Genomic DNA, 22124 nt, shown 5'->3' with positions numbered 1-22124 from the left:
CCGGAGCGGGCCCTTCATCGGTCCGGCCGTCGTGCGCCGGTTCAGTGCACCGGCGCACCCTGCGGCTGCTGCGGGGCGATACCCAGCGCCGCCGTGTACTTGGCCAGCGCGAGCTTGCCGATGGCCGGGTAGGGGCCGAGCGCCTCGGCGGCGGCACAGCCCACCTCCTTCGCGGCCTCCTCCACGAGGCCCGCGTCGATCTCGGGCCCGATCAGGTACGGGGCGAGCGCCAGCTGCTGCGAGCCCGAGCCGCGCAGCTGCTCGGCGATGGACGAGATGGAGCCCTCCTGGTCGAGGGCCGCCGCCATCACCGGCACGGCGAGCCGCGCGGCGAGCAGCATGCCGGTGATCCCGGCCGCCTGCACGGCCTCCTCGCCGCCCACGGAGGCCAGGATGATGCCGTCGGCGGCAGTCGCCACGGTGAAAAGCCGGGCGCGGTCGGCGCGGGCCAGGCCCGCCTCGGAGAGGCGCACGTGCAGGGCCTCGGCGAGCAGCGGGTGCGGGCCGAGCACGTCGGTCAGCTCGGCGGCGACCCGGCTGTCCATGACGGCCTGGCGGATGTGGCGCAGCAGCGAGCTGTCGGGGCCGGCGAGCAGCGGCACCACGACGGCGACGGGACCGTCGGGCTCCTTGACGTCCGCACCGGCGGCCCGTGCCTGCTCGTAGCGGGCGGTGCGCTCCTCGGCGGCCTGCGCGAGCACGGTCTGCAGCGTCGGGAACTCCGAGCCGTCCCCGTCGACGTGGCCGATCCGGGCGTCCAGGCCGGGGAGCTCGGAGCGGGCGATGCTCACGACCTCCTCGGCGAGTCCGCGCGTGGCGGCGCTGGGCGTGCCGGGGACCGCGAGGACGAGCGCGGGCGCGCCCTCGGGAGCCGCCAGCGGCTCGGGTCGGCGGTGCCGCCCGGGCTGGCGGGGTCGCGGCATTCGTACTGGCAGGCCGGACGCGGGCCCAGTGGGGGAGCTCATGGCGCCGCATGTTACTGGCTCACTGGGCTCCCCTGTTCGGGGAGGGTGCAGGTGAGCGGTATCCGTCCTGTTTTGTCTGATGAGTTACGCGCGATGGGGGAGTGATCAGGGCGTTTCTGTGCGGAGGGCGACGGCGTGTGCGGGACGAACCGGCGCAAGTCGGGGATTCAATCACCCTGCGGGGTCACCACGTACAGCATCTTCTCGTCACGCGGCAGACCGAGCGCCCCGGTCGCCAACTCGGTCGCGATCCGCACCGAGCCGTGCAGTGGATCGCCCTCGGCAACCACCCTCCGGGCCCGCGGCAGCAGTACGGAAAGTTCCTCGTCGAGGAGGTCGAGCAGCGGGGCTCCCATCTTGAACAGGCCACCGGTGAACGCCATCTGGGGTTCGCCCTCCGCCGGGCAGACGGCGCGCGCGGAGTCGGCCATGTGCCGGGCCGCCGCGCGGAGGACGGCGAGGGCGACGGGGTCGCCCTCGCGGGCGCAGTCCGCCACCAGGGGCGCGAAGGAGGCCAGGACGGCGGGGCGGTCCGGCCGCGGGTACAGCTTGCCGGGCAGATCCGGCATCGGGCCGAACAACTCCTCGGCGCACGCGAGCAGTCGGGGCGAGCCGCCCTCCCGCCCGTCGTGCGCGCGCAACGCGGCCTCCAGCCCGGCCCGCCCGATCCAGGCGCCGCTGCCGCAGTCGCCCAGCAGATGCCCCCAGCCGTCCGCCCTTCGCCAGCGCGTGAGATCGGTGCCGATCGCGATCAGCCCCGTACCGGCGGCGACGACCGCGCCGGTACGCGATCCCAGGGCACCCGCGTACGCGGTGACCGCGTCGGCGGCGAGGGCCAGCGACCGGATCCCGCATGCGCGGCGCAGGGCACCTGGCAGATCGGCACGCAGGGCGTCACCGAGCGTGCTGAATCCGGCGGCGCCGACAGCGGCGGTGCCGACCGCCGGGAGCCCTGCCTCGGCGGTCAAGGCCCTCACCAGAGGCACCAGTTGCTCCATCAGATGCCCGGCGTCGATCCCCCGGTCACCCGTCCGCACCGGCACCCGGGACTCCCGCACGGCGAGCGGCCCCCGCGCGACGTCCCCGACGACGACACGGAGCCCGGAGCCGCCGGAGTCGACGGCGAGGAAGCCGTCGGCGTTCGCGGGCGCGTGGTCGCGCGGCTCTCCGGTCACGGCAGACGCCGGTCCGTCGGCCGGCCCACCCGGCGCGTGAGCCGGTCGTCGGCGCGGCCGAAAGGGCGTGAGCCGAGGAGGCCGCCGTCGGCGGACAGGGGGGAGGAGTGGGCGGACTCCACCGAGGGCAGGGTGCCGGGCAGCGGGCGGAGGTCGTGTCGCCGCGGCTGGGACGCCGATGGTTCGCCCCGCGCGGCACGTGTGCGGACGGCCGGCCCGGCGGCCTCGTCCCGGCCCTCGTCCCGAGGCGCGGCCGGTCGTCTCGGAGTCGTGCCGAGCGTCGGCGCGCCCCGCCCGAACCACGGTCCGCGGTCCGACAGCCCGGAGAGTCCCGGCCCCGCACCGGGCAGGGGCGCCCGGGAATCCGCGCGTCGTGAGTGACGGGCCGGCCGGCCATGGCGACCACGGCGCAGCGGTCTGACCGCTGGATGCGACACGCGTCCCTCCTTCCCGGCGACGGGTTGCGCGGTCCGCTGGAGCGGGATGCGGATCTCGACGCGGAGGAAGAGTAGCGCCTGTGCGGGAAGGCCCACCGCTGAGGCCCGGCGGCGCATGCGGGTCGCCCGCGTGTGCCAGTAGAGTGCCGCTTCGTGGCACCACGACCTTTGCATGAACTTGTAGAAGCGGGCTGGGCGAAGGCTCTCGACCCGGTCGCCGAACGGATCGCCGCCATGGGGGACTTCCTCCGGGCGGAGATAGCGGCCGGCCGGACCTACCTGCCGGCGGGGGCGAACGTCCTGCGCGCCTTCCAGCAGCCTTTCGACGACGTCCGTGTCCTGATCGTCGGCCAGGATCCCTACCCCACGCCGGGGATGGCGGTCGGGTTGAGCTTCTCCGTCGCGCCGGAGGTGCGTTCGCTGCCGGGGAGTCTCGAGAACATCTTCCGTGAACTGCACACGGACCTGGGGTTGCCGCGGCCGTCGAACGGTGATCTGACGCCGTGGGCCGAGCAGGGCGTGCTGCTTCTCAACAGGGCGCTGACGACAGCCCCCCGCAAGCCGGCGGCGCATCGGGGCAAGGGGTGGGAAGAGGTCACCGAGCAGGCGATCCGGGCGCTCGCCGCGCGCGGGAAGCCGCTGGTGTCCGTGCTGTGGGGCCGCGATGCCCGCAATCTGCGTCCGCTCCTCGGCGATCTCCCCGCGATCGAGTCCGCCCACCCGTCCCCCATGTCGGCGGACCGGGGCTTCTTCGGTTCGAAGCCCTTCAGCCGGGTCAACGACCTGCTGACCGGCCAGGGGGCCCAGCCGGTCGACTGGCAACTGCCGTAGCCCGCCCGCGACTTCTCCGGCAGGACCCCGGTGTCTCAGGCGCGGTGGTCGCGCGCGTCGCCGACACCGGTGGCCCTCACCCGGACGCACCGTCAGACCACCGCGGCCCGCACGCACAGCACGTCCGGAAGATGCGACGCCAACTGCCGCCAGCTGTCGCCGTCGTCGGCCGACGCGAACACCTCTCCGTTACGGTTGCCGAAGTACACGCCCGCCGGGTCGGCGTCGTCGGTGCACAGCGCGTCGCGCAGCACGGTGCCGTAGTGGTTTTCCTGGGGCAGGCCCGCCGTCAGCGGCTCCCAGGACTTGCCCGCGTCGGCCGTGCGGAAGACCCGGCAGCGCCGGTCGGCGGGCACCCGGTCGGTGTCGGCGTTGATCGGGAAGACGTACGCCGTCTCCGCGCGGTGGGGATGGGCCGCGGCGGCGAAACCGAACGTCGACGGCAGGCCCTCGCCGATGTCGGTCCAGTGCGCGCCCGCGTCGTCGCTGCGGTACACGCCCCAGTGGTTCTGGAGATACAGCCGGTCCGGCGTCCCCGCGTCCTGCGTGATCTTGTGCACACACTGGCCGAACTCGGGGTTCGGATCCGGCAGGAACACCGCCGAGACACCGGAGTTGGACGGGGCCCAGCTCGCGCCGCCGTCGGTCGTGCGGAACACGCCGGCCGCCGACACCGCGACCGTCACCGCGGCCGGATCGCGCCGGTCGGTGACCACGGTGTGGAGGCCTTCTCCGCCGCCGCCCGGCTCCCAGCGCGACCGTGTCGAGTGCTCCCACAGAGGACGGACGAGCTCGAACGTCTCACCCCTGTCCTCCGAGCGGTACAACGCGGCCGGTTCCGTCCCCGCGTAGACGACGTCCGGCTCCGCGGCGGCCGGGTGGAGCTGCCACACGCGCTCCAGGGAAGCGCCGGTGTCCTTGGGGAACTTCACGGCCGGCTCCGCCGGTTCGGTCCAGGTCCGGCCGAGGTCGTCGGAGTGGAACACCGAAGGCCCCCAGTGGGCGCTGTCGCCTCCGGCCAGCAGTCGAGGCGTCGCCCCCCGGGTGTCGATGGCGACCGAGTACACGGCCTGTGCGTTGAAGCAGGGGCTTTCGTCGAACTTCCAGGCGCTGCCGCGCCGGCGCCCGATGAACAGGCCTTTGCGTGTGCCCACGGCAAGCAGTACTTCGGTCATGCCGATCACCTCCGCGACGTCTTTGTCCCAGACACCGGCCAGTCTGCACCCCACCACTGACACCGACCCCCGAAAGTGGCCGCGCCGCAGGTCAGCACGGGTGTTGTCGGACGCACGGCGGAACGTGCGCCGGGCGGCTCGGCGCTCGGTGCGGGCGCGACGACGGCTGCGCCCATGAGCAGGGGCGAGCCGTTCGCCGTATGGGAGGTCGTCGGGGGACGTTCGCGCGCGCACGAGGAGGAGACCTTCGATGGCGTTCGGTGGTCCGAGGGTGTGGCTGTGGCGCCTGCGGCGCAATCCGCTCCTGCGCCGCTCCGACAGGGTGGAGGCATGGGTCCTGCTCGGCGCCTGGGCGCTCACTGTGCCAGCCGGGCTGCTCGCGGGTCAGACGGTGGGCCGGGCCGTCGAGGGGGAGCCGGCCCGGGAGCGTGTGGAGTGGCGTCGCGTCGAGGCACGGCTGACACAGCCGGTGGGCGGATCGTCCCCCGCAGGCTTCGGGGCACCGGGCATCGAGCGGGTCTGGGCGGAGGTCCGCTGGTCCGCGCCGGACGGCTCCGAGCGCATCGGCCAGGCCCGGGTCCGGCCAGGAAGCGCCGTCGGCACCCCCGTCACCGTCTGGACCGACCGGCAGGGCCGTCTGGTCACCGAGCCGACGACACCGTCCGAGGCCCGCGTCCGTGCCCGTCTGGTCGGCGCCCTCGCGGGCCTCGGCGCCGCCGCCCTGCCACTGGCGGGCGGCCGCCTGCTGCGCGACCGTCTGGAACGCGCACGGCTGGACCAGTGGGAGACCGACTGGGCCCGCTTCGACGCCCTGTGGCGCCGCAGAGCGGGCTGAGCCGTGCCATGGCGCCGGCGCCACGCCGCCACGGCGGCTCGGCTGCAGAAGCGGTAGAGCGGCAGAAACGGTAGAGCGAGACGACCTCCGTCCGGCGCGCGACCCACGGTCGGTCCGACGCGCCGTCAGACCGACCGTGGGTCGCGCGCCGTCAAGCCGGTTCCCCGACACGCACAGTCAGACCGGTTCCCCGACACGCGCGACCGCCGGATCGGTCACCGGCAGTGCCCTGTCCAGGATCGTGCCGAGGTCCGCCCCGTCGGGCAGGGTGCCGAAGGCGTGTCCCCAGTCCCCGCCGAGACGCGTCGCGCAGAACGCGTCGGCGACCGCGGGCGGGGCGTGCCGGACCAGCAGCGACGCCTGAAGGGTGAGCGCCGTCAGCTCCACCAGCCGCCGCGCCCCTGAGGGCGATCCCTGCGCCAACGTGTCCTTGAGCCGGTTCACCGCCGCATCCAGTCGTGCGTCCGCCCCCTGCGCCAGGGCCAGCTCGGACAGCAGCGCCTCCGCCGTGCCGGGTTCGCGGCTCAACGCCCGCAGCACGTCGAGCGCGTTGACGTTCCCGGAGCCTTCCCAGATGGACAGCAGAGGCGCCTCACGGTAGTGGCGGGGCATGCCCGAGTCCTCGACGTAGCCGTTGCCGCCCAGGCACTCCAGGGCCTCCGCCGTGAACGCGGGGCCCCGTTTGGTGACCCAGTACTTGCCCACGGCGGTGGCGATGCGCCGGAACGCGGCCTCGCCGGCGTCGCCGTGCACCGCCCGGTCCGCCGCCCCCGCCAGCCGCAGTGTGAGCGTCGTGGCCGCCTCGGACTCCAGCGCGAGGTCGGCCAGCACGTTGCGCATCAGCGGCTGGTCCACCAGGCGCGCCCCGAACGCGCTGCGGTGCCGCGCGTGGTGCCCCGCCTCGACCAGTGTCCTGCGCATCAGCGTCGCCGAGGCCATCACACAGTCCAGCCGGGTGCAGTTGACCATCTCGATGATCGTCTTGACGCCCTGCCCCTCGGGCCCGACCAGCCACGCGACGGTCCCGTCGAACTCCGGCTCGGACGACGCGTTCGAGCGGTTGCCGAGCTTGTTCTTCAGGCGCTGGATGCGGAAGGTGTTGCGGCTGCCGTCCGGCAGTACACGCGGCACCAGGAAGCAGGACAATCCGTCGGGAGCCTGCGCCAGCACCAGGAACACGTCGCACATGGGCGCCGACGTGAACCACTTGTGCCCCCGCAGCGTGTACACGCCGGGCTCGGCGGTCGGCGTGGCGACCGTCGTGTTCGTCCTGACGTCGGAGCCGCCCTGCTTCTCGGTCATCCCCATGCCGGCCAGCAGTCCGCTCTTCCGCGTGGGCACGTCGAGTCGCGGATCGTACTCGCGGCTCGTCAGCAGCGGCTCGTAGACCTTGGCCAGGTCCGGCTGGCGGCGCAGCGCGGGGACGGCGGCGTACGTCATCGACGTCGGGCAGCCGTGGCCCGCCTCGGCGTGTCCCCACACCAGCCCGCCGGCCGTACGCGCGACATGGGCACCGGTACGGTCGTCCGCCCAGGGGGCGCCCGCCAGGCCCTCGGCGACCGCGACGCTCATCAGCCGGTGCCAGCTGGGATGGAAGTCGACCTCGTCGACCCGGTTCCCGTACCGGTCGTGGGTGCGCAGCACCGGCTCGTGCCGGTTGGCCAGCTCACCCCACTCCTGTGCCTCCTCACCGCCGGCCTGGCGGCCGAGCCGACGGATGCCCTCCTCGGCCCACCCGGCGCCCTCCCGCCGCAGCCCCTCCAGCAGGGCCCGGTCGTCGGACGCGTCGTACGGGGTCAGGGCAGGGGGCTGGTTGGTGACGAGGTGGGTGGCGTCGCCGTGGGGACCGTCATGTGTCGAGACCATACGGCGAGTGTTGCACTTACGCTGCGACCGCAGCAATACTGCAACAGGCATGCGTTCCGTACAGTACGTCCCCATGCGCATCGACGAGACCGCCCCGCCCGGCGACGCCGCCCTGCGCCCGCTGTCGGCCCGGTCCGTCGTGCTGAGCCTGCTGCTCGGCGCCCATCCGCCCGAGCTCTCGGGACGCGACCTCGCGCGTGCCATGGAGCCCTTCGGTGTCGGCGGTTCCACGCTGCGGGCCGCGCTCAGTCGTATGACGGCCGCCGGGGACCTGCTGCGCACGGACACCGGCTACCGGCTCAGTGAGCGGCTGCTGGACCGTCAGCGCAGGCAGGACGACGCCCTGCATCCCCGCACACGCGCGTGGGACGGCGACTGGGAGCTGGCCGTGATCACCGCGACGGGCCGAGGCCCCGCCGAACGCGCCGGACTGCGCTCGCGGCTCACCGCCCTGCGGCTCGCCGAACTCCGTGAGGGCGTCTGGCTCCGCCCGGCCAACCTGTGCCGTCGCCTGCCGGACGACCTCGGGGACGTGCTCCAGCCCTTCACGGCCCGGCCCGCGCAGCCCGCCCGCGACCTGGCGGAGGCCCTGTGGTCGCCGGGGGCCTGGGCCGGGACGGCACGCGTACTGCTGGGGCGCATCGCGCGCGTGGAACGTCCCGCCGAGCGTCTCACCGCCTACGCGGCCGTCGTGCGCCATCTGCTCGCCGACCCGGTGCTGCCGCCCGCGCTCCTGCCCGCTGACTGGCCCGGAGGCGCGCTGCGCACCGCTTACGCCGACTACCAGCGGGAGCTGACGGGAGCGGTGCGGCGGGTGTGACGCGGCTGCCGTGCGCGGTGCCCGGCCGCTCAGGCGGTTGTCGACATCAAGCGCCATGCACCCTGTTGTCCGACTTGCGGTCATTCGTATGGATGACACCTCGCATCAAGGGAACCCGGCGGGGTGAGACATGCATCAGCCAGGGAGCGTGAGTGTCATGGCACCGCAGAAGTCTTCGTCCGATCTTCCGGCGCCACTGCGCGCACCCGTGACGGCGCTGCGCAGGGTGCCCGGGGCGGGGGTGGTGACCAAGGTGGCCGACGGAGCGCTGGACGCGGTGGGCACGGTGTCGCCGCGCGGTCGTCGTGTCGCGGTGTACACCGGGGCGGGCTTGCTCGGCGTGGCGGGCGTGGTGGAGTGGCCCATCGCTCTCACGGTCGCCGGCGTGGCCTGGCTGACCCAGCCGAAGCCCCGCCACGAGGGCGACGGGGCGGCCGCCACGACAGGCGCCGCCACCACCCGCGCCAGGACGACGGCCGCCAAGAGGACGGCCGCCAGGTCGTCCACGGCCAAGCGCGCGACGTCCAGCCGTGGGAGCGGGAAGGCGGCGACCGCCGGCGGGCGCCCGGCGTCGACCGGCACACGTACGGCGTCCAGCCGGGGTAAGGCGGCGGCGGGCGCGCGCAGTTCGGCCGGCGGCAGCCGCCGCAAGGCGACCACCAGCGGCGGGTAGGTAACGGTGGGCCCGAGCCCGGTCACCCGGCCCGCACGGATACGAGCAGAGGGCGTCACATGGGGTTTTGGTTGCTGACGGGCTCATCGGCGGCCGTCTCCGACATCGTCATGGCCGGGCCGCGTCTGCTGGTGCGCGGCGCCGCGCCCGCGGTAGGGGCCGCCGCCGGTGCCGTGGCCGGGACCGCGCGCGCCGGGGTGCGCGGCGCGGAGGCCATGGTGCGGGTGTCCCGAGTGGCGCGTGCGGCGTTGCCCGGCGCGGGACGCCACTGGCGCTCGGGCAACCGGGTGCACCTCGCGCTGCGTGCGGCCTCCGAGTCCGACGCGGCCGAGCAGGCGTTCCGAGCGGGCCCGACGGACTGGGTCGAAGAGACGGACCTGGTGGACCTGGCGGAGGAGCCGGACGTCGCGGAAGGGGCCGACCGGGCGGGTCGGCCGGAGCAGCCGGACGGAGCGGAAGAGGCCGACCGAGCCGACCACCCGGAGCAGCCGGACGTCGCGAAAGGGGTCGGCCGAGCCGGCCGGCCGGAGCAGCCGGACGGCGCGGAGCCGGCCGACCGAGCGGAGCGACACGAGCGGCAGGGCACGGCGGACCGGGTCGGCGCAGGCGGCGCCACGCGAGGGGCGGGTGCGGCCGGGGCCACCGCGCGGGCGGCCCGGCGGATGGCCGAGGAACTCGCCGAGCACCCGGACGTGGCCTTCGCCTACTGGGACGGCGGACTGGCCCGCCTGGTGGTCGTCGCGTGCGAGGCCACCCTCAGCGACGAGATCCTGGACCACGCCGACGAACTCGCCGACCGGTACGGACTCGTGCCCACGGACGTCCCGGTCGAGGAGTTCGCGCACCCCGGCGACCCGGGCGAGGTGCGCACCGTGTCGGCGGCGATGGTGGCCGACGCCGCCGGCATCGCCGTCGCGATCACCGGATCCCTGCTGGGGCTGCCGCCCTCGCCCCGGTTCGTGACGGCCGCCGTCACACTCCTGCGCGAGAACCCCCGCTTCCGCGGCCTGATGCGTTCCCGGTTCGGCGCCGCCTCCACGGACCTGATCCTGGCGGTGGCCAACGCTGCCGCGCACGGTGTCGGGCAGACCCCCGCCTCCCTGGTGCTGGACGGCGCCCTGCGCTCCCTCCAACTCGCGGAGGCGCTGGCGCGCGGTGCCGCGTTCGACTCGGTGCACGACCAGGTGGTCGGACCCGGCCGGGACGACGTGGCCGCGCACCGCTTCCCGCGCCCGCCGCTGCGGACCGCGCCCGCGCAGGAGTACGCCGTCCACGCCGAGACCGGCAGCGTGGTGGGCGCCGCCGTGACACTGCTCGTCAAGCAGAGCGGCGCGGAAGCAGCCGAGGCGATCCTCGCGGGCTCACCGAAGGCCGCCCGCTACGGGCCCGCCGCCTTCCACGCGGTCCTCGGCTGCGCCCTGGCCCGTACCGGAGTGCTGGTCCGCGACATGGACCGGCTGCGGCAACTGGAGACCGCCACCACGGTCTTCCTGCACCCGAGCGCCCTGCACAGCGCGGACGGCAGTGCCGACCCGATGGCCGAGGCCGTCCTCGACGCGGCGCGCCGCGCCGGCCTGCGCGTCGTGGTGGTCGCCGATCCCGCGCTCGGGGAGTTCGCCGCGCTCGCGGACCACATCGTCCCCGCCGGCCGAACGACCGGCGAGGTCGTGGAACGACTACGCCGACGAGGGGGCGTCATCACCGTGGCCCGCCCGTCCTCCTCGGATGACACCGACGCGCTCGCCGGGCTGCTCGCCGGGGACGTGGCCGTCGCGCTCGCCGACGCGGACGCGGCCGTCGCCTGGGGCGCGGACCTGGTCGCGCCCGGCGGCCTGGGTGACATGTGGCGGCTGCTCAGCGCGGTGCCCGCGGCCCGCGGGGTCGGCCGGCGCGCACAGGTCCTGGCCCGGTCCGGCGCCGCCCTGTCCGGGCTGCTGGTCGCCGTCGGCGAGGCGGGAAGCGGCACCGGCATCCCGCTCGTCGGCCTGCGGCACGCCCCCGTCGACCTCGGCGCCGCCCTCGCCCTGCTGAGCGGCACGCGGGCGGCGATCGGCGTGGCGGTGGCCCGCGCGCCGCATCCCCGGCCACGGGTGCCCTGGCACGCCCTGAAGGTGAGCGACGTCCGCGCCCGCCTGGAACGCCGCGCGGACGAGCGACGGACGGCGGTCGACTCGGTCACCGGCGGTGTCCGCAAGGCGGCGCGCACCGTCGCAGGCGCCCCCGGTCTGGCGCCGGTCCGCTGGACGTTCGACCTGGGCCGGGCCGTGCGCGGGGAACTGGACGACCCCCTGACGCCCGTCCTGGCCGTCGGCTCGGCCGCGTCCGCGATCCTCGGTTCCGTGGTGGACGCCCTGCTCGTCGTCGGCGCCCTCGATCTGAACGCGCTCGTCGGCGGTGTCCAGCGGCTGCGCGCCGAGCGGGCGCTGTCCGGGCTGGTCGCCGAGCAGAAGCGGAAAGCCCGCGTCAGCAATGGCGACGCGGGTGGCTCGCACACCGTGGACGCCACCAGGCTGCACCCCGGCGACGTGATCGAGCTCCGGGCCGACGACGTCGTACCCGCCGACGCGCGCCTGCTCTGGGAGGACGGTCTGGAGGTGGACGAGTCGGCGCTGACCGGTGAGTCCCTGCCCGTCGACAAGCAGACGGAGCCCACGCCGAGCGCCGCCGTCGCCGACCGCCGCTGCATGGTGTTCGAGGGCACGACCGTGGTCGCCGGACAGGCACGGGCCGTGGTGGTCGAGACCGGCGAGCGCACCGAGGCGGCGCGGGCCGTCCACCTCGCCGCCCGCAAGCCCCCGTCCGCGGGCGTGCAGGCCAGGCTGCAGGAACTCACCGGCAAGGCACTGCCGTTGACGATGGTGGGCGGCGCCGCGGTGACCGGCCTCTCCCTGCTGCGCGGCGCACCTGTCCGGGAGGCGGTCAGCGGCGGTGTGGCGGTCGCGGTGGCGGCCGTTCCCGAGGGGCTGCCACTGGTCGCCACGGTGGCGCAGCTGGCGGCCGCCCGCCGCCTGAGCCACCGGGGCGTCCTCGTGCGGGCGCCGCGCACGCTGGAGGCCCTCGGCCGGATGGATACCGTCTGCTTCGACAAGACCGGCACCCTCACCGAGAACAGACTGCGTCTGGTGCGGGTGACCGACGCGGACAACAGGGCCCGCACGCCCGGACAGGCCGAGGACTCCGAGACCATGCGGGTCGCGGTACGGGCCTGTCCGCGGCCGGAGGAGGGCCCCGGCACGCCGGTGCACGCCACCGACGAGGCCGTGCTCGACGCGGCCGGGCCCGACCCCGGGTGGGTGCAGACGGAGGGCCGGCCGTTCGAGGCGGGCCGCGGTTACGCCGGTGCCGTGGGTCATGGGCGCGACGGGAAGCGGATGTTCGTCGTCAAGGGCGCGCCGGAGGTGGTGCTGCCGGCCTGCCGTGACGTCCCCGACGAGGTCTACGACCGGGCCCACGACCTGGCCCGGGACGGGCTGCGCGTGCTGGCGGTGGCGCAACGGGAGCCGAGGGACGACGAGAAGGACACGGAGGTCTGTGAACAGCCCTTGAGAGGGCTGGAGTTCACCGGTCTGCTCGCGCTGGCCGACGTGCCGCGCGCGTCGTCCACGGCGCTGGTGCGCGGGTTGCGCGAGGCGGGCGTGCGACCGGTCATGCTCACCGGCGACCACCCGCAGACCGCCCGTGCGATCGCCGTCGAGCTGGGCTGGCCCGAGGACACCGATGTGGTCACCGGCGACGAACTCGCCGCCGCGGACCGCTCCGAACGTGCCCGGATGCTGCACGACGTGGGCGTCGTCGCGCGGGTCGCGCCCGAGCAGAAGCTCCAGGTCATCGAAGCGCTGATGGAATCCGGCCGGGTGGTCGGCATGGTCGGCGACGGCGCCAACGACGCCGCCGCCATCCGCGCCGCCGACATCGGCGTCGGCATCAGCGCCCGTGGTTCCGCGGCCGCCCGCAACGCCGCCGACCTGGTGCTCACCAACGCCGACATGACGGTGCTCGTCGAGGCGGTCTCCGAGGGCCGCGCCCTGTGGCACAGCGTCGCCGACGCCGTCGCCATCCTGATCGGCGGCAACGCCGGCGAGGTCGGCTTCGGCATCGTCGGCAGCCTGCTCGGCGGGACGGCGCCGCTCTCGACCCGTCAGATGCTGCTGGTCAACCTGTTCACGGACCTCTTCCCGGCGATGGCGGTGGCGGTCACGCCGCAGCACGACGTGCGGGAGGACGCGGACGCCGGCCGTGGCCCGCTGGGTTCGTCGCTGCTCGGCACGCCCCTGATGCGACAGATCCGGCACCGGGCGCTGACCACGTGCCTCGGCGCGGTCGCGGCCTGGCTGATCGGCCGCTTCACTCCCGGCTCGACCCGCCGTACTACGACGATGGCCCTGTGCGCCGTCGTCGGCACGCAGCTCGCCCAGACGCTCGCCGACCGCCGCGACAGCCCTCTGGTCCGGCTGACCGTCATCGGTTCCGCCGTGACCCTGGTCGCCGTCGTCCAGACCCCCGGCGTGAGCCAGGCCCTCGGCTGCACCCCTCTCGGCCCCGTCGCCTGGGCGGGCGTTCTGGCGGCCATCGCCCTCGCGGTCGCCGGCCAGCGAGCGCTGCCGCACATCGAGCGGGCGGTCGTACGCCTGGGTGAGGGGGCACCCGGGGGCGTCAAGGAGGCGCTGGCCCGTCTCGGCGCGTGAGGTGCCCCAGTCGGACTCGGGCCCCGACGGGGAAGCGGCTTTGACCGCGCGATCGCTCGCGTCGACCGGTGGTACGGCTCCGGCACCCGCACCTCGCCCCCTGCTACCGCGTGGCGCGCCTCGCCCACGACGGCTCGTCGGTCGGCACCGGACGCCGCTCGTCGAACGCCACCGCGCTCGGTGCCGCCGACTGCCGCCCGTGGGTTTCCCGAGGCTCAGCCACCGCCACCGGCGTGCGCGTCGTCCGCCGCCTCCGCGACGGCGTCGAGCTCCGCCCACGCCGCGACGCCGAGGCGGGTGCCGGCCCATTCGGCGGCGGAGGCCACCTCGTCGGGGGAACGGAAGCCCGCTACCACGCAGGCCACGACGGCGTCGCGGAGTGGAAAGCGGAGGGCGGCGTGGGGCAGGACGGTGCCGTGCCGGGCGCAGACGTCCGCAAGGCGCCGGGCACGACGCAGCATCGCCTCGGGAGCGGGGCCGTAGTCGAAGGTGGCGTCGTCCGGAGGCCAGGGCCGGCTGAGGAGGCCGGAGTTGAACGGGGCGGCGGCGACCAGCGAGACACCGCGCTCCGCGCACGCCGCCAGCAGCGGACGTGCGGAGCGGTCGACGAGAGTCCACCGGCCCGCCATCATCACGGCGTCCACGTCCGCTTCGGCCACGACCCGCAGCAGCGGGGCGACGGTGTTCATGCCGACGCCGACGGCTCCGACGACGCCTTGGTCGCGCAGCGCCGCCAGCGCGGGCAGTGCCTGGTCCATGGCCTCGTCGAGGTGATCGTCGGGGTCGTGGACGTAGACGACGTCCACCCGATCCAGACCCAGCCGGGTCAGGCTGCCCTCCAGGCTGCGCAGGACGCCGTCGCGCGAGTAGTCGGGGCGGCGGATCAACGTGTCCGGTACCGCGAAGCCGCCGGAGGCCAGGTCGGACCCGGTCGGGGCGGGGTGCGGTTCCAGCAGGCGGCCGACCTTGGTGGAAATGGTGAACTCCGCTCGTGGCCGGTGGGCGAGGGCCGCGCCGAGCCGGCGTTCGGACAGCCCCAGGCCGTAGTGCGGGGCGGTGTCGTAGTAACGCACGCCGGCGTCCCAGGCGGCCTCGACCGCGGCGCGCGCCTGGTCGTCGTCGAGCGGGGCGTAGAGGTTGCCGATGGGGGCGGCGCCGAAGCCCAGTGCGCTGACCCGCACGCTCGTACGGCCGAGGCGGCGGGCCGTCACGCGGGAATCCCGTACCAGCGGGCGGCCGTGGTGCCGAAGACCGCCTCCCGCTCGCGCGGGTTCAGGTGGCCGGTGAGCGTCTCGGCGAGGGCCATGACGTCGTCGTATCCCGCGGCGAGCAGGCAGACCGGCCAGTCCGAGCCGTACATCAGGCGGTCCGGGCCCATGGTCGCGAGCAGTACGTCCGCGAAGGGACGCAGGGCGCGGGCCGGGTCGCCAGTGCTGCGGGTGACGAGCCCGGACAGTTTCACCGCGACGTTGGGGCAGTCGGCCAGCTCGGTCAGCAGTGCGGTCCACGGCGTGAGGCCGTCGGTGCCGACGACCGGATTGCCCGCGTGGTCCAGGACGAAGCGGACGTCGTGCAGTTCGCGCACGGTCCGCACGGCGGCGGGCAGTTGGTCGGGGCGGACGAGCAGTTCGTACACCAGGCCCGCGGTACCCACCGCCTCGATGCCGCGACGGACCTCGGGGCGCGCCGGCCAGTCCGGGTCGGCCTCGTCCTGCATGCCGTGCCGGATGCCGACGAGCGCCGGTCCTCCGGGCAGTTCGCGCAGTCGCGCGAGACGGTCGGCGACACCGGGGTCGGTCAGGCTCGTCCAGCCGACGACCGCTCGCACATGCGGGTCCGCGGCGGCCACGGCGAGCAGTTCGGGGGTCTCCTCCGCGACGGCGATGGTCTGCACGAGGACCGTGGCGTCGATCGCGTTGCGGTCGAGTGCCGGCCGCAGGTCGGAGGTGGTGAAGTCGCGGCGCAGGGCGGGCAGGTCGCGGGTCCACGGCTGGTCCCGCACCGCGAGGTCCCACAGATGGTGATGAGCGTCGATGCGCACCGTCGGTCCTTCGGGTCGATGGACGGATGTCTGGAGGGGCGGGCACGTGCCGTCAGTCGAGGTGGAAGACCTCCTCGGCGGGAGCCCACCACTGCCCTTCGGCCACGCTGTCCAGCGGTTGCTGGCACGGATCGGTCAACGCCCACCACTCGCGGGAGACCGGGTCGGCGGCGATCGCCGCGGTATCGGCTGCGTAGTCGGTCCCCGTGTATTCGAGATAGCTGAAGAGCAGGCCGTCCCGAAGAAAGATGGAGTAGTTCCGGATGCCGGCCCGCTTGAGGGCGGCGAGCACGGCCGGCCACGCGGCGGCGTGCAGTTCGCGGTACTCCCGCTCCTTCTCGGGCCGCAGACGGATCACGGCGGCGAAGCGCTGCATCGTTCAGCCCTCCTTGCGCAGGCGCAGTCCGTCCATGCCGCCGTCCACGGCCAGGGAGGTACCCGTCGTGGAGGCGGCGGCCGGGGAGGCCAGATGGGCGACCGCGGCGGCGACCTCCTCGGCGCTGACCAGGCGGCCGTGCGGCTGCCGGGCGGCCAGCGCCGCGTGTTCGGCCGCCGGGTCGTCCGCCCGGTCCAGCAGTCGGCTGACCCACGGCGTGTCGGCGGTGCCGGGGTTGACGGCGTTGACCCGGACGCCGGCCGGCAGCAGGTCGGCGGCCATCGCCCGGGTGAGCGACAGCACGGCGCCCTTGCTGGCCGAGTACAGCGCCCGCTGCGGCAGGCCGGCCGTCGCGGCGATGGAGCCGATGTTGACGACCGCCGCGTGGGCGGAGGCACGCAGCGCGGGCAGCGCGGCGCGGGTGACCCGCACCATCCCGAGGACGTTGATGTCCAGGACGCGGTGCCACTCCTCGTCAGAGTTGTCCTCGATACCGCCCTGCGCGCCGATCCCGGCGTTGTTCACCAGCACGTCCAGGCCGCCGAGCGCCGCGACGGCCGCTGCGACGCCGTCCCTCACCGAGGTGTCGTCGCCGATGTCGGCGCGGACGTGAGCGGTGAAGCCCTCGGGTGCCGCGTGCAGGTCGAGCACGGCCACCCGGGCCCCCTCGGCGGCGAGCAACCGGGCGGTGGCGAGGCCGATGCCGGAGGCACCGCCGGTGACCAGGGCGCTGAGTCCGTCGAACGCGCCCATGTCAGGCCTGCCCGAATGTCTGCCGCTGGCGGCCCAGTCCGTCGATCTCGACCTCCACGACGTCGCCCGCCCGCAGGTACGGCAGGCCGGGCAGGCCCAGGGCCACGCCCGCGGGGGTACCGGTGTTGATGACGTCACCGGGGCGAAGCACCATGAAATGGCTCAGATACCGGATCAGGTGGTGCACACCGAAGACCATGTCGGAGGTGTGGCCGTCCTGGCGCGGCTCGCCGTTGACCGACAGCCGCAGGCCGAGCGCCTGCGGGTCGGGCACCTCGTCCGCGGTGAGCAGCCACGGGCCCAGCGGATTGAACGTCTCGCAGTTCTTGCCCTTGTCCCACTGGCCGCCGCGTTCGAGCTGGAACTCGCGCTCGGAGACGTCGTTGCTGATCGCGTACCCGGCCACGCACGCGGCGGCGGCGGCCTCGTCGGGCAGGTAGCGTGCCTCGCGGCCGATGACGACGGCGAGTTCGACCTCGTAGTCCGTCTTCAGGGAGCCGCGGGGGATCAGGACCTCGTCGTCGGGGCCGACCACGGTGTCCGGCGTCTTGAGGAAGACGATGGGCTCCTCGGGGACGGCGGCGCCGGTCTCCGCGGCGTGCCGCCGGTAGTTCAGCCCGACGCAGACGATCTTCCCGATCCCGGCCAGCGGCGGTCCGAACCGGCCGGGCGACTCGACCACCGGCAGCGCGTCGAGGTCGACGCCGTCCAGGACCGTCGGAAGGGTGTGGGGCGTCAGGTCGGCGACGACCGGGCGCAGGTCGTGCCACGGTCCGTCGGCCGCGGCTATCAGGGGGCGTTCGGCTCCTGCCGAGCCGTGCCGTGCCAGTCTCATAAGGGTCTCTCCCACGGGTGTGCGCGCTCGGAAGTCCTGCCGCGCGGTGCGCCGCCGGGCCTCACGGCCCCGCGCCCCGGATCGCGGCTCGTGCCGGTTGCGGGTTCTGGTGGCTGCCGCGCCGGGCGCCCGTCCCGGGCCGGCGTCATCTCCGCAGCGAAGGATCTGCTTCATCCGACAGGCAGGACCATAAGGATCTGATCCTTCACGTGCAAGAGTTCCGGAGGAAGTTCCCTGTTTGTCATGGTGGATGAGCTTTTTGGAGAGAGGGAGAACGAAAAACTCGTCCGACTCTTTCCAGCCCGCGACGCTGGTGCCATAGTTGCCCCCGCAGATGAACCTGATTCATATGAACCAGCCAAGAGGGGGCTTACGCAGTGGCAGCCGCAACACAAGGCTCCGGTCCGGGAGATGAGGACGCGTCGTCCCCCTACCGACCTGGCTACGAACTGGTCGCCGAGCAGCTGCTGAGCTACATCGAGGAGCGGAATCTGCGGGCCGGCGACCGGCTGCCCACGGAACGGGGTCTGGCCGAGATCCTGGGCGCCTCGCGCAATGTCACCCGCGAGGCGGTGAAGGTCCTGGCCGCCATCGGCCGGCTGAGTGTGCGGCGTGGCGCGGGCATCTTCGTCGCCGAGTCCACCGGCGGACTGGTGGACGACCAGCTCTCGCACTTCCGACCGACCAGCATGGAACACGTCCTGATGCTGCTCGAATACCGCACCGTGATCGAGTCGGAGACGGCGCGCCGCGCGGCCTCCCTCGCCACCCCGATCGAGGTCCGGGCCATCCGGGAGTGCGCCGCCTCGTCGCTGGTGGCGGCCCGGGCGGCAGACGCGCACGCCTTCGCCAGGGCCGACGAGGCATTCCACGACGCGGTGGCCGCCGCCGCACCCAATGTCTTTCTGAGAGCGAGCGTCGCCAATGTGCGCCGCTTCGCGTCGCAGTCCGACGTGCTGCTCTTCCACGGTGACGCCGCCGGGTCACTCGAAGTGGCCGCAGGACAGCATCTCGCCATAGCCGAGGCGGTCGCCGCGGGGGAGGCCGAACTCGCCACGCGGCTGATGGTGGAGCACATCGCCACCACGCGAAGCCAGTTCGAACGCAAGATCCGTGACCGGGTGTTCAGCCCTGACGGTCGCGGCGTCTCCGGGGCGTCGGCGCGGCCACCGGGCGGTGCCGGTGACGCGGACGAGCCGCCGTCCCCGGAGGCATCCGCCTCGTAGACGGTGCCGCGCCGCTCGCGAACGAAGCCACCCCACGCCGAACGATCAGCACGACGGACGGTTTTCCGGACGTCACCTCATTCAGGCGATTGGACTTACATGCATCCACCAACTGTTTCTGCGCGCATATCCGTGCCGCTCCGAAGAGCTCTCGTAGGTGCACTGGCCCTCGCGGCGGCAGCGGGGTCGCTGGCCGCCGTACCGGCCCAGGCCGCCCACTCGAAGGCGCCGGGACTGGACGTCTATGTCTCGCCCGACGGCCGTGACAGCGGCTCCGGCAGTGCCAAGCATCCGTTCAGGACGCTGGAACGCGCACGGGACCACGTGCGTGACGTCAAGAAGAAGGTCTCCGGCGATGTCCGTGTGCGGCTGATGTCGGGCACGCACCAGCTGAGCCGGACCTTCGCCCTGACCGCGCGGGATTCGGGCCGCCCCGGGCAACGGATCGTCTACCAGGCCGCGCCCGGCGCGCACCCGGTGATCAGTGGCGGTACGCGGGTCACCGGCTGGACCCCGGCCGACTCGTCGGGCAAGGTCTACAAGGCGAAGGTCGGCGACCTCGACACCCGGCAGCTCTACGTGAACGGCGAGTTGCAGACCCGGGCGCGGAGTGGGAAGTACCCGTCCGGCTTCAGCAAGACGTCCACCGGCTACACCTTCACCGACGGCAGCCTCAGCGACTACAAGCGTCCCTCGGACCTGGAGGTCGTCAGCAGCTGGGGCTGGAAGCTCATGCGCTGCCCCGTGCAGTCGATCTCCGGCAACGCGATGACGATGCAGCAGCCCTGCTGGCGCAACGCCCACCTCCAGCAGGGGCAGGAGATCACCAATCCGACGTGGCTGGAGAACGCCCGCGAACTGCTGGACACTCCCGGCGAGTGGTACCTCGACAAGGGCGCGGGCGAGGTCTACTACATGCCCGAGCAAGGTCAGGACCTGTCCACCGCGACCGTCACCGTGCCGCGCGTGCAGGACCTGGTCGACCTGAACGGCACCAGGACCAAGCCGGTCACCGACGTGTCCTTCGAGGGCATCACCTTCTCGTACTCCACGTGGCTCGCCCCCAGTTCGTCCGAGGGCCACGTCGAGGGCCAGGCCGGCTTCCGGATGGTCGGCGAGAACAACCCCGACTTCGACTCCACCCGTCTGAACTGGAAGAAGACGCCCGGCGCGGTCAACGTGAGCTACGGCCGCAATGTCGACTTCCGGGGCAACACCTTCACCCACCTCGGCGCGGTCGGTCTCAACCTGAACACCGGCACCCAGGGCACCGACATCACGGGCAACGTCTTCCGCCAGATCGCCGCCACCGGCATCCAGATCGGCGGCGTCGAGGTCATCGACGCCCACCCCGACGACCCGCGTGACATCACCAAGGACACCACGGTCGACAACAACGTTGTCACCCAGGTCGCCGACCAGTACAACGGCTCGCTCGGCATCCTGGCCGGCTACACCGACCACACGGTGATCACCCACAACAAGGTCTACGACCTGCCCTACAGCGGCATCTCCGTCGGCTGGGGCTGGGGCCTGACCGACAAGGGCGGCAACACCAACTACCCGACCAACGGCGGCGTACCGATCTGGGACACCGACACGACCAGCCGGAACAGCGAGGTCACCGACAACGAGATCTTCGACATCATGAAGTCGCAGGCCGACGGCGGTGCCATCTACACCCTCAGCACCAACCCCGGCGGCGTCGTCTCCGGCAATTACATCCACGGCGTTCCCGAGCACGCCTACGGTGCCATCTACCATGACGAGGGCAGCCGTTACTGGACGAACAGCGGCAACGCCCTGTGCGACGTCGCGCTCCAGTGGCTGCTGATGAACCACGGCATGGACAGCACCGTCACCGGCAACTTCACCACCCAGCCCAGGTTCAGCACCCAGGGCAACAGCACGGGCAACACGGTGACCGGCAACACCACCGTCGAATCGTGCGCCCAGCTCCCGGCCTTGATCGTGAAGAACGCCGGCCTCCAGCCGCGCTACCGTCACCTCGACCCGGTCCCGCCCGTCACCGACCACCGGGCGCCCACCGCGCCCGGCACTCCGGCCGCGGTCACCGACTTCCCGACCGTCGCGGACCTCACCTGGCCGGCGTCCACCGACGACACGGGAGTCACGGGCTACGCCGTGCACCGTGACGGCAAGCTCGTCAGCGCCACCGGAAAGCCCTCGGTGCGCCTGTCCGGCCTGACGGCCGGCAAGACCTACAGCTTCCGGATCACCGCTCGTGACGCGGCCGGCAACGAGTCCACGCCGAGCCCGGCGCTGAAGGTCACCATGCCCTCCCACTCCGACCTGGCGCTGAAGAAGCCGGTCACCTACTCGTCGTACTCCGAGGACAACACCCCGGAGAAGGCGGTGGACGGGGACCTGTCCACCCGCTGGGCCCAGGGACTCGGTCTGCCCGACCCGTCCTGGATCCAGGTGGACCTCGGCGCCTCGTACGACGTGAACAGCGCCATCACCACCTTCGAGTTGAGCAGGGGCTACAAGTACCGCATCCAGGTGTCGCCGGACGAGGTCCACTGGCGGACGCTGGAGGACCACACCTCCGCGAACACCACGGAGATGACCAACTACTTCCACACCCCGGATCCGGTCGCCGGCCGCTATGTACGGCTGACGGTCACCGGCTCCAGCGGCAACGGCGGCAGCATCTACGACTTCCAGGTCTACGGCACCCCCAGGACGCCCAGTTCCGACCGGACGCCTCCCTCCGCCCCCGGGCAGCCCACCGTCGAGCCGCTGCTGCCCAGCCTGGTGGACGTCAGCTGGCCGGCCGCGGCCGATGACACGGGCGTGACCACGTACGCCGTCTACCAGGACGGCAAGCGGATCGCCGTCACCGACGACAGGACCCTGCGGGTCTCGGGCCTGACCCCGGAACAGCGGTACTCCTTCACCGTCGTCGCCCGCGACGCCGCGCTGAACGCCTCCGACCCCAGCCAGGCGGCCGTTCTCACCATGCCGGCCGACCGCAGCCTGACGCTGAACAAGCCGGTCACCGTGTCCTCGTACTCGGAGGACAACACCCCGGCCAAGGCGGTGGACGGCAACCTCTCCACTCGCTGGGCCCAGGGCCTCGGTCTGCCCGACCCGTCCTGGATCCAGGTGGATCTGGGTGAGAACACCAAGGTCTCCAGCGTCGTGACGACCTTCGAGAAGCCCAGCGGCTACAAGTACCTGCTCGAGTACTCCGCCGACGGCGTCACGTGGTCCACGTTCGAGGACCACACCTCCGAGTACACCTCGTCGTCCGCCAACCACTCGTTCGCCGACACGCCCGTCACCGCCCGCCACCTGCGGCTGACCGTCACGGGATCCAGCTGGAACGGCGGCAGCATCTACGAGCTCCAGGCGTACGGCGACTTCTGACCCGTACGCGCCCCTGGAAAAGGCTCGCTCACACAGAA

General features: G+C 73.3%; 16 protein-coding genes. 7 read left to right on the top strand and 9 right to left on the bottom strand.

Translation table 11 applies throughout. The annotated features are described in order from the left end of the window. Positions 1 to 41: 41 nt before the first annotated feature. Both ACWCPM_RS15965 and ACWCPM_RS15960 read right to left on the bottom strand, forming a co-directional pair. Complete coding sequence (locus tag ACWCPM_RS15965; RefSeq protein ID WP_450976762.1) at positions 42 to 965, bottom strand: sirohydrochlorin chelatase; 924 nt, start codon at positions 963 to 965, stop codon at positions 42 to 44. A gap of 167 nt (positions 966 to 1132) precedes the next feature. Beyond that, on the bottom strand, positions 1133 to 2140 hold the full coding sequence (locus ACWCPM_RS15960) for an N-acetylglucosamine kinase (RefSeq protein WP_450976761.1): 1008 nt from the start codon (positions 2138 to 2140) through the stop codon (positions 1133 to 1135). A gap of 590 nt (positions 2141 to 2730) precedes the next feature. Here ACWCPM_RS15960 and ACWCPM_RS15955 point away from each other — a divergent pair. Then, positions 2731 to 3408: a uracil-DNA glycosylase gene (locus ACWCPM_RS15955; protein WP_450976760.1), complete on the top strand. Its 678-nt coding sequence runs from the start codon at positions 2731 to 2733 to the stop codon at positions 3406 to 3408. 92 nt (positions 3409 to 3500) lie between these two features. Here the strand turns inward: ACWCPM_RS15955 and ACWCPM_RS15950 are convergent, their stop codons facing one another. Continuing rightward, entirely contained in the window at positions 3501 to 4640 is a 1140-nt protein-coding gene (locus tag ACWCPM_RS15950) for a WD40/YVTN/BNR-like repeat-containing protein (protein ID WP_450976759.1), read from the bottom strand. 193 nt (positions 4641 to 4833) lie between these two features. Here ACWCPM_RS15950 and ACWCPM_RS15945 point away from each other — a divergent pair, with 193 nt between their 5' ends. Beyond that, complete coding sequence (locus ACWCPM_RS15945; protein ID WP_450976758.1) at positions 4834 to 5418, top strand: Rv1733c family protein; 585 nt, start codon at positions 4834 to 4836, stop codon at positions 5416 to 5418. 177 nt (positions 5419 to 5595) lie between these two features. On the opposite strand, the gene ACWCPM_RS15940 is transcribed toward ACWCPM_RS15945, so the two are convergent. Next, entirely contained in the window at positions 5596 to 7284 is a 1689-nt protein-coding gene (locus tag ACWCPM_RS15940; protein WP_450976757.1) for a DNA alkylation response protein, read from the bottom strand. Between the two features lie 73 nt (positions 7285 to 7357). Between ACWCPM_RS15940 and ACWCPM_RS15935 the strand changes: the two genes are divergently transcribed. The 3 genes from ACWCPM_RS15935 to ACWCPM_RS15925 all read left to right on the top strand — a co-directional run bounded on the left by ACWCPM_RS15935 (position 7358) and on the right by ACWCPM_RS15925 (position 13462). Then, positions 7358 to 8104 carry a PaaX family transcriptional regulator C-terminal domain-containing protein gene (locus ACWCPM_RS15935; protein ID WP_450976786.1) on the top strand — a complete coding sequence of 249 codons (747 nt, stop codon included), beginning with the start codon at positions 7358 to 7360 and terminating at the stop codon, positions 8102 to 8104. A gap of 157 nt (positions 8105 to 8261) precedes the next feature. Then, entirely contained in the window at positions 8262 to 8777 is a 516-nt protein-coding gene (locus ACWCPM_RS15930; protein ID WP_450976756.1) for a hypothetical protein, read from the top strand. A gap of 59 nt (positions 8778 to 8836) precedes the next feature. Next, positions 8837 to 13462, top strand: a complete 4626-nt coding sequence (locus ACWCPM_RS15925) for an HAD-IC family P-type ATPase (RefSeq protein ID WP_450976755.1) — start codon at positions 8837 to 8839, stop codon at positions 13460 to 13462. 215 nt (positions 13463 to 13677) lie between these two features. On the opposite strand, the gene ACWCPM_RS15920 is transcribed toward ACWCPM_RS15925, so the two are convergent. Genes ACWCPM_RS15920 through ACWCPM_RS15900 form a run of 5 tightly spaced genes read right to left on the bottom strand, consistent with a single transcriptional unit; the run spans position 13678 to position 17467 of the window. Then, positions 13678 to 14673 (bottom strand): aldo/keto reductase, encoded by a 996-nt coding sequence (locus tag ACWCPM_RS15920; RefSeq protein ID WP_450976754.1) that lies wholly within the window; start codon positions 14671 to 14673, stop codon positions 13678 to 13680. Next, complete coding sequence (locus ACWCPM_RS15915) at positions 14670 to 15503, bottom strand: amidohydrolase family protein (protein ID WP_450976753.1); 834 nt, start codon at positions 15501 to 15503, stop codon at positions 14670 to 14672. The genes ACWCPM_RS15920 and ACWCPM_RS15915 overlap by 4 nt, the downstream gene beginning before the upstream one ends. Before the next feature lie 52 nt (positions 15504 to 15555). Next, entirely contained in the window at positions 15556 to 15879 is a 324-nt protein-coding gene (locus tag ACWCPM_RS15910) for an L-rhamnose mutarotase (protein WP_450976752.1), read from the bottom strand. Between the two features lie 3 nt (positions 15880 to 15882). Beyond that, positions 15883 to 16632, bottom strand: coding sequence for an SDR family NAD(P)-dependent oxidoreductase (locus tag ACWCPM_RS15905; RefSeq protein ID WP_450976751.1), 750 nt, complete (start codon positions 16630 to 16632; stop codon positions 15883 to 15885). A 1-nt stretch (position 16633) separates the two neighbouring features. Next, positions 16634 to 17467 (bottom strand): fumarylacetoacetate hydrolase family protein, encoded by an 834-nt coding sequence (locus tag ACWCPM_RS15900; protein ID WP_450976750.1) that lies wholly within the window; start codon positions 17465 to 17467, stop codon positions 16634 to 16636. 377 nt (positions 17468 to 17844) lie between these two features. On the opposite strand from ACWCPM_RS15900, the gene ACWCPM_RS15895 reads away from it, so the two are divergent. Together ACWCPM_RS15895 and ACWCPM_RS15890 are read left to right on the top strand one after the other, a co-directional pair. Continuing rightward, positions 17845 to 18693 (top strand): FadR/GntR family transcriptional regulator, encoded by an 849-nt coding sequence (locus tag ACWCPM_RS15895; protein WP_450976749.1) that lies wholly within the window; start codon positions 17845 to 17847, stop codon positions 18691 to 18693. A gap of 99 nt (positions 18694 to 18792) precedes the next feature. After that, positions 18793 to 22086 carry a discoidin domain-containing protein gene (locus tag ACWCPM_RS15890; RefSeq protein WP_450976748.1) on the top strand — a complete coding sequence of 1098 codons (3294 nt, stop codon included), beginning with the start codon at positions 18793 to 18795 and terminating at the stop codon, positions 22084 to 22086. Positions 22087 to 22124 lie beyond the last annotated feature (38 nt).

It is taken from the genome of Streptomyces sp. NPDC002309, assembly GCF_053593375.1.
This window is presented reverse-complemented; position numbering and strand designations above follow the sequence as displayed.